This is a genomic window from Pirellulales bacterium, assembly GCA_019694455.1.
In the GTDB taxonomy this organism is placed as follows: Bacteria; Planctomycetota; Planctomycetia; order Pirellulales; family JAEUIK01; genus JAIBBY01.
Genome location: JAIBBY010000062.1, coordinates 18843 through 27001 on the forward strand (window position 1 = coordinate 18843; position 8159 = coordinate 27001).

Annotated in this window: 6 protein-coding genes; 3 read left to right on the plus strand and 3 right to left on the minus strand. The window is 65.2% G+C overall.

Annotated elements, in window-relative coordinates:
- Positions 1–60: 60 nt before the first annotated feature.
- Positions 61–831, minus strand: coding sequence for an inositol monophosphatase (locus K1X71_18530; protein ID MBX7075144.1), 771 nt, complete (start codon positions 829–831; stop codon positions 61–63).
- A 380-nt stretch (positions 832–1211) separates the two neighbouring features.
- On the opposite strand from K1X71_18530, the gene K1X71_18535 reads away from it, so the two are divergent.
- Positions 1212–1916 (plus strand): hypothetical protein, encoded by a 705-nt coding sequence (locus tag K1X71_18535; GenBank protein ID MBX7075145.1) that lies wholly within the window; start codon positions 1212–1214, stop codon positions 1914–1916.
- 18 nt (positions 1917–1934) lie between these two features.
- On the opposite strand, the gene K1X71_18540 is transcribed toward K1X71_18535, so the two are convergent.
- Entirely contained in the window at positions 1935–3413 is a 1479-nt protein-coding gene (locus K1X71_18540; GenBank protein MBX7075146.1) for a DUF1501 domain-containing protein, read from the minus strand.
- Between the two features lie 14 nt (positions 3414–3427).
- On the minus strand, positions 3428–6229 hold the full coding sequence (locus K1X71_18545) for a DUF1553 domain-containing protein (GenBank protein ID MBX7075147.1): 2802 nt from the start codon (positions 6227–6229) through the stop codon (positions 3428–3430).
- Between the two features lie 182 nt (positions 6230–6411).
- Between K1X71_18545 and K1X71_18550 the strand changes: the two genes are divergently transcribed.
- On the plus strand, positions 6412–7761 hold the full coding sequence (locus K1X71_18550) for a replication-associated recombination protein A (GenBank protein MBX7075148.1): 1350 nt from the start codon (positions 6412–6414) through the stop codon (positions 7759–7761).
- A 172-nt stretch (positions 7762–7933) separates the two neighbouring features.
- Positions 7934–8159 (plus strand): hypothetical protein (locus K1X71_18555; GenBank protein MBX7075149.1); only part of this gene is annotated, 226 nt, incomplete at its 3' end.

Here is an 8159-nt window from a genome sequence, read left to right on the forward strand (position 1 = left end):
TTGCTCCGCAGCCCATTTCCGTCTGGGAGCGCCTCGCTCAGCGATTGAAACCACTCCCATTCACCCCTGCAGCAGAGACGCTAGTTGCCGGGCCAAAGCGGCGGTCGACGCCGCCACGACCCGGGGTTTCTTCAGGTCAACCGGTCCGCCGCTGGGGTCGATTACCGTGCCGCCGGCGGCCTCGACCAGCGCCACCCCCCCCGCGATATCCCAGATGTGCGTTTCTGTCGCAAAAAAGGCGTCGAGTCGCCCGGCGGCGACCAGCGCCAGGTTGAGCGCCGACGACCCAAGCCGGCGAATGGCCTGCGCCCGCGTGCTGACCTCGATCAATTGCTGTAACTCGGGCGATTCGCGAGAAATCAATGGCGGCAGACTGATCGCCACCAGCGCCGAACCAATCTGCTCGACTCCACTGCAGCGGATCGGCAGACCGTTCAAGGTCGCGGCCCCCCCCGACTCGGCCAGAAAACACTCGTCGCTCACCGGGTTGTAAACACAGCCCACTAGCAACTTTCCGGCTCGTTCCAGCGCCAGCGACACCGTGTACAGCGGCAGGCCATGGACATAGTTTTGCGTGCCATCGAGCGGATCGAGAATCCACCGGAAGCGTTCATCGGCGAGCCGATCGTGCGGCGATTCTTCGCTTAGCAAGTCATGGCTAGGGAAGGCCTTGGACAGGACCGCCCAGGCCGCTTCCTGCGCCGCCAGATCGGCCTCGGTGACCGGATCGCAGGGCCCCTTTTGACGCACGTGAAAACGGCCCCGCCAATCGAGCAAGGCAGCGCCAGCGGCGCGTACGGCGGCCTCGGCCACCTCTCGATAATCCGGCATTTTGCCTCCATCCGAGCGGCGAATTGCGACTCGGCCGATTATAGAAAAATTGGGGGGACAAGGGCAAAGATTCCGCCCCGCCGCCAGAGGCCGCGATTTACCTACCAACGCGAACGGTTAGCGCCGAAAAATATTTTTGTAAAATTTCTGGACATGCTGAAATGTCCTGGTAATATCAGGGTGTTCAAAGTGCCGCTCGATTACGAAACACTTTGAATCCCATCATCCCCATTCCGGAACAACAGATCATTGATTGGAGCGGGCAGTTCGGCTGTAAGCGCCGTCTCGCATAAAGGCCTCTTCTCTGTTCCGGCCCCGCCGTTTCGCCTCGCTGCGAGCGGCGGGGTTTTTATTTTCCCACCTCCGATTTCCCATCAGGCATGACGCGGACTGCTTGGCGCCTGGCGAACTCTGTCGCCACCCTGGAACTCGATTCTCTCCACGCGCGGCTCGATGTCGGCGCTCCTCACCAGGGAATGGGATTTCTCGGCTCACCGGCGCGGGCGCTGGCCATTGAGCTTGGCGCCGCGCGCGGTTCTGTCGGCGCGCTAATCGATTGTTTTGCTCGCGGCAACGCGCTCATCGCCACTTATGCCCCCACGGAAAAGTGGCCTGTGCTGCTCGAACTCGATTGGCGCGCCACCGCCGCCACCGCGAACCTTCCGGCGCGGATCGACTTGCAAGTCTCCGTGCATACCGATCGGCTCGATAGCGATCCTGAACTGTCGATTGGCGCCACCTGGACCGCGAACGAGATTTTCAGCTACAGCGACAAGTCCAACGCTTGGACCGCGCGCGACGATGCGCGCCACGGCGAGCTGACCAGTCTGGTCGTTTGTCGCCAAGCGGGGGACGCGCCGAGCTACGTGCAGATGATTCACCCCAGCGACTTTTGCGGCCAACAGTTCGCCGCGCGCGATGGCGACATCGCGCTGCGCGCGCCGCTGTTTCGCCAGCGCCTGGAGAAGGGGGTGATCCGCCGCGCGCGGATTCGCGCGGCGCTCGTTCCAAGGGCGCACGACTTGGAAATCGCGCGCGGCATGTACGAGCAGTTCGCCGCCGAAGAGGCCGATCTGTCGGCCTGATGAATCGCGCTGGCGCGGTTACGCCAAGATCTCGTCAATCACCTGGCCATGCACATCGGTCAGGCGCTGCTGCCGACCGTTGTAATAATAGGTGAGCCGCTCGTGATCGATGCCGATCAAGTGCATCAGCGTGGCGTGAAAATCATGCGCGCTCGTCGGTCGATCGACCGCCTGGTAGCCCATCTCGTCGGTCGCGCCGTAGCTGGCGCCGCCGCGCACCCCGCCCCCGGCCATCCACAGGGTAAAGCCCTGCGGATTGTGATCGCGCCCCGGCGTCTCTCCTTCGCGAAATGGCGTGCGGCCAAATTCGCCGGTCCAGGTCACCAGCGTGTCGTCCCACAGACCCGTCCGCGTCAGATCGGTCAATAGCGCGGCGATCGGCTGATCGCAGATGCCGGCGTTGCGGCGGTGGTTCTCCTCCACATTGTCGTGCGCATCCCAGTTCCATTTGCCGGTCGGCATGTTCGGGCCGCCGCAAAACAGGCTCACGTACCGCACCCCCCGCTCGATCAAGCGCCGCGCCAAGAGGCAATTGCGGGCAAAGCTCGCCACCTGCGGGTTGGCGTGATCGAGCCCATACAGCCGCCGCGTCTCGGCCGTCTCCTGGTTCAAGTTCATCGTCTCTGGCACGGCCAATTGCATGCGCGCGGCCAACTCGTAGGCCGAAATGCGGGCGGCCAGTTCGCCATCGCCAGGATTCTGCGCCAAGTGATCGGCGTTCAGCCGCGCCAACACGTCGCGCGAGGCGCGTTCGGCCTCGGCGGTCATAGCCACGGGCGTTTCCAAATCGAGAATCGGGTCTCCCTCGTGCCGTAGCAGCGTTCCTTGGTACTCGGCGGGCAAGAAGCCGGCGCTCCAGTTCACATTGTGCCCTGGCGGCAAACCACGATCGATCATCACCACGTAAGCGGGCAAGTCCTGCGTCTCGCTGCCCAGCCCATAAACTCCCCAGGCTCCGGCCGAAGGATAACCCGGCCGAATAAACCCGGTGTTCATGTAGAACGTGGCCGGCGCGTGGCTGTTCGACTCCGACTGCATCGAATGCACAAACGCCAGCCGATCGACGTGTTGGGCGATGTGCGGGAATATCTCGGAGCACCACTTGCCCGTTTCGCCGTACTGCTGAAATGCGAACGGCGTCTTCATCCATTTGCCGGGCTTGGCGAAGAACAGATTCTCGATGCCTGGCAAGCTGCCGACCGATTGATCGTGATATTTGGCCAGCGCTGGCTTGTAATCGAACGAGTCGACCTGGCTCACGCCGCACGACATAAAGAGTTGAATCACGCGCTTGGCGCGGGGCGGGTGGTGCGGGCATCCGCCATGCGTGAGGGGCGCTGGCGCATGGGCCGCCGCCAGCCGCCCATCGGCCGCCAGCAGGTCGGCCAGCGCGATGCCTCCCAATCCGCCGGCCGAGCGCCATAAAAAATCGCGGCGCGAGGCAAACCGCGGCGAACCTTGGCAGCGGCGATGGCTCGTTGAATTGTTGTGAGTCATGGAGCTGGTCAGGGTTAGTTGACGTAAAGAAACTCGTTGGCGTTCCAGAGCACGCGGCCCAATGGCTCCAAACCGTGCTGCTCGACAAACGTGGTCAGTTCGGCGCGCTGCTCGGGCGTTGGCGCGCGGCCAAAGATGAGCCACATTGCCCGCTCCACCTGCGCGCCGGCGTCGGCGCCCGCGTCACTTCTTAAGCGCGCCGCCAACAACTGGCTTTGGCGAACCACAAAGTCGTTGTTCAATAAACTAAGCGCCTGCAAGGGAGTGGTGGTGCGCGAACGCTTGGCGGTCATCACCGAGCAGTCCGGACAATCGAACACATCGAGAAACGGCACGCTCTGCGACCGCACCACATGCCGGTACAACGTGCGTCGCCAAGTCGATTGATCTTCGCCGGCCAGCGGTTCAAACACCGGGATATTGCCATCGGTGTACTTGAACAGCCGGAAGCTGGGCCCCCCCGGCTTCGCGTTGAGCGTGCCGGCGGTCAGCAGCACCGAGTCGCGAATCGATTCGGCGTCGAGCCGGCGTCGATTGGCGCGCCACAGCAACCGATTGTCGGCGTCGACTTGGCTGGCCGCCTCATCGGCGCGGCACGCCTGTCGATACGCGCGCGAGCCCACGATCAGCCGGTGCAAATGCTTCAGGCTCCAGCCATGCTCCACGAACTCGGCGGCGAGCCAGTCGAGCAGTTCCGGATGCGACGGCAGCCCGCCGTTGAATCCAAAATCGCTGGCGTTCTCCACCAGTCCCTGTCCGAAATGATATTGCCACACGCGGTTCACCATCACGCGCGCGGTGAGCGGATTCTCGGGCGCTGTGATCCACTGGGCCAGCGCCAGCCGGCGCTCGCGGTCGCTGGCGTCTGCCGCGGCCAGGTCGGGCGCCAGTCCCTTCACCGCCGACAACGCCCCCGGCGTCACCTCATCGGCCGGCGTGGTGACATCGCCACGCGTCAACACCCGCGTGTGCTCCGGTTTCGTGCTGACTGTCGCCCAGATGGTTTCGAACGGTGGCACTGCTTTCTTCGCTTGCTCGACCGCCGCGACCTCGGCGGCCAGATCGGCGCTTCGTTTTTGCAATGCGGCAAGTTGCTGGCGAATCTCGGCGCTCGGCTCACTGCGCTCGGGCCGGCGCGCCGCGACAGTCCATGTCTCGCCGTCGAGCGATAGCAGCACCGCGTACTCTTGCGGCACGCGATCGGTGTAATGGCGCTCGCGATCGCGCCCCCACACCACGCGCTCGACCGGCAACGTCTTGACCAGGTCGATCTGCGCCCAGGCCGACCCCCGCTCGGCGGCGATCCAACTGTGGTCGTTGCCAATCAAGCCGTCATTGAGATGCGGTACCTGATGGATGGCGTAGCCGGACAATAGCGACGACGCGCTGGCCACGGCGCCGGTGGTGGCGAGCGCTTGATTTGGCTCGGCGCCGGCCGCGTAAATCTCCAGCTCGTCGATCGCCGGTTCGTTGTCGCCGCCGGTCCGCTCGATCGCCAAGCGCACATAGCGAGCCTCGATCGGGGCAAAGCGAATCTCGTTCTTCACGCTGCTGGCGGGGCCGCCCCCCAGCGCCGCCAACTCGTCGTCAATGGCCTGTCGCTGCTTGCCCAGCGCCGCCAGTTGCGCGTCGAACTCGGCGAGCTTGGCCTTGCGCTCCTCGCGCTGGCTGTCGCTGGCCAGCGGTCGATCGCCGTAATGCACGCCGGAAAACACGGCCACCAGCCGATAGTAATCGCGCGTCGGAATCGGATCGAACTTGTGATCGTGGCAGCGGGCGCAAGACACGGTCATTCCCAACAGCGCGCTCGTGGCGGTCGAGACGTAATCGTCCAATTCGTCGGAGCGTTCGCGCTGTCGCGCCAACTCGCTGCCGTTGCCTACATCGTTGTTCGGCCCCGTCACCAAAAATCCGGTCGGCGTGGCGCTAGCGGCGTCCTCTGGCGCCAGCGCGTCGCCAGCTAATTGACGGCGAACGAAAGCGTCGTACGGCAGGTCTTCGTTGAAGGCGGTCACCACCCAATCGCGATAGCGCCAAGCGTTCTCGCGCAGCCGATCGCGCTCAAAGCCCTTGCTCTCGCTGAACCGCACCACATCGAGCCAATGTTGCGCCCAGCGCTCGCCATAATGGGGCGATGCCAACAGCCGCTCGACCAACCGCGGATACGCGTCGGCCGCCGGATCGTCCACAAACGCGCGAATCTCCTCCGGCGTCGGCGGCAACCCCGTCAGATCGAAGCTCAAGCGCCGAATAAGCGTCTGCCGATCGGCCAGTGGCGCCATGTCGAGTTGACGTTCGCGCAGCTTTTCCAGCACAAATGCGTCGATCGCGCCGGCGGGCTGCTCATCAATCAGTTCGCGCGGCACGGGCGGCCGCGTCACCGGTTGCAGCGACCACCAGTCGTAGCCAGCGCGACGGTCGGTCGTGAACTCGTAAGGACTGAGTGGCTGTTCTCGCGGCCAATTGCACCCCGCGCGCACCCAGGCGGCCAGCTTCTCCACTTGCTCCGCCGTGAGCGCTTCGCCCTTGCCCTCGGGCGGCATCGAGCCATCGCGCAAGCGCTGGATCAGCAGACTCTCGTCGGGCTTGCCCGGCACAAGCGCCGCGCCCGAGTCTCCACCGGCGAGCGCGTGGGCGCGATCCACCAGCACCAATCCGCCGCTGGCCTCGCTGGCGTTATGACACCCCAGACAGTGGCGCGCCATCAGCGGGGCGATGTCGCGCTCAAAGTCGCCGCTGGGCGGCGCCGCGCAGGCCGAGTTGACTAGCCCCAGCAAAATCGCCAGCAGCATCGTGAAGAAGAGCATAAGCCGCACGCGCAGTCTTCGGTTGGCGAATCGAACTTGCCCCTAGCGGGTAGCATAACCGCGAGCGGGGCGCGAGTCACACGATTGCCGTTTCATCGACGATTGTTGCCGCGCGGCAAAAGTGCTCCAATGCGGCGGGATGGCCGCGACGGTTGCGCGGTCGCGATGATGCCGATTTTGCAGCCCGCGCCATGTCGCTCTTCGAGGCCAGCGAAAAAGAAAACCGCCGCCTGGCCCAGCCGCTGGCGGCGCGAATGCGGCCGCGCACGCTGGAAGAATTCGCCGGCCAACGACACTTTCTTGGCGAAGGCAAACTGCTGCGCCGCTTGATCCAGGCCGATCGGCTCGGCTCGGTGATCTTCTACGGCCCCCCCGGCACCGGCAAAACCACCTTGGCCGAATTGCTGGCCCAGGCCACGCGGTCGCGCTTTCGGCAACTCTCGGCGGTGACCAGCGGCGTCAAGGAATTGCGCGAAGCGCTCGACTCCGCCCGCGACCACCTTTCGGCCAGTGGCGAACGAACGCTGCTTTTCATCGACGAGATCCATCGCTTCAACAAGGCGCAGCAAGACGCGCTGCTGCCCGATGTGGAAGACGGCGTGGTGGCGCTCGTCGGCGCCACGACGCAAAACCCTTTCTTCGCGCTGACCAGCGCCATTGTCAGTCGCAGCCGCGTGTTTCAATTCGAGCCGTTGTCGAGCGACGACATCAAACAGTTGCTCCTCCGCGCCGCCGCCGATCGCCAGCGCGGACTAGGTCGCCACGAGGTGCGCATCGAAGCCGACGCGCTCGACTTTCTGGCCGAGACCAGCGACGGCGACGCCCGCCGCGCGCTGTCGGCGCTGGAGATTGGCGTCCTCTCAAGCGGCACACCCCCCGTGGTCGTCGACCTGGCGCTGGCTCGCGAGTCGGTGCAGCGCAAGGCGGTGGAGTACGACCGCACCGGCGACGCGCACTACGACGCGGCCAGCGCGCTGATCAAGAGCATTCGCGGCAGCGACCCCGACGCCGCGATCTATTGGTTGGCGCGCATGCTCGAGGCGGGCGAGGACGTGCGCTTCTTGGCGCGGCGCATCGTCATCGCCGCCAGCGAGGATATCGGCAACGCCGACCCGCAGGCCTTGCCGCTGGCCGTCGCCGCCATGCAGGCCACCGAGTTCGTCGGATTGCCCGAGTGCCAGTTGCCGCTGGCCCAGGCGGTCACTTATCTGGCCTGCGCCCCCAAGTCGAACGCCGCCACTGTCGCCATCGCCGAGGCCCGGCACGACGTTACCAGCGGGCGACTCTTGCCCGTCCCGCGACATCTGCGCGATAGCCACTACGCCGGCGCCAAGCGCTTGCAGCAAGGGCAAGGCTACGAGTATTCGCACCATGCCGCCGGCGGCGTCGCCGCGCAAGACTACCTGGGCGTCGAGCGCGAGTACTACCGCCCCGTGCCTCGCGGCTTCGAAAAAGAACTGGCCGCGCGACTGGAGCAAATCCGCGCCCGCCTGCGCGAGGGCAAGCAAACTACCACCGCGGCGCCGCCGGCGGCCAGCTAGCAGCGAATACGCCAGTCGTTTTGCGCTGTTGATCCAAGCCGGAGATGGTCTAGCGGCGACCAACGGCTTTGCGTATTCTCTCGCGGCTTATCACCGGGCGCGGCGGCATGCGCGCGCCGTCAGGTGAGTCAGTTTTTCGAACATCGGCGCGGTTCGTCATGGAGGACGAGCAGTGAACACGCTTCGGACCATTGTCATATTTGGGATCCTCGGCGTCGTCGGCTACGGCGTTTACGCCACGCTCAACGTGCGCCCGCCAGCCGATCCCCCCGTGCCGATCCCGACCGATTGGCAAAGCGGTCCCGCGGTGCAGATCGCCGGCGATGCGGCCGGCCCTCCCGCCGCCTTCACTGGCGCGCCGGCCGGCGCGGCGCCCGAGGCGCTTCCGGGCGCGCCAA

Bases quoted from the DNA above. Each gene is read 5' to 3' on its own strand.
- K1X71_18530 (MBX7075144.1), bottom strand. From the start codon at position 831: ATGCCGGATTATCGAGAGGTGGCCGAGGCCGCCGTACGCGCCGCTGGC.
- K1X71_18535 (MBX7075145.1), top strand. From the start codon at position 1,212: ATGACGCGGACTGCTTGGCGCCTGGCGAACTCTGTCGCCACCCTGGAA.
- K1X71_18540 (MBX7075146.1), bottom strand. From the start codon at position 3,413: ATGACTCACAACAATTCAACGAGCCATCGCCGCTGCCAAGGTTCGCCG.
- K1X71_18550 (MBX7075148.1), top strand. From the start codon at position 6,412: ATGTCGCTCTTCGAGGCCAGCGAAAAAGAAAACCGCCGCCTGGCCCAG.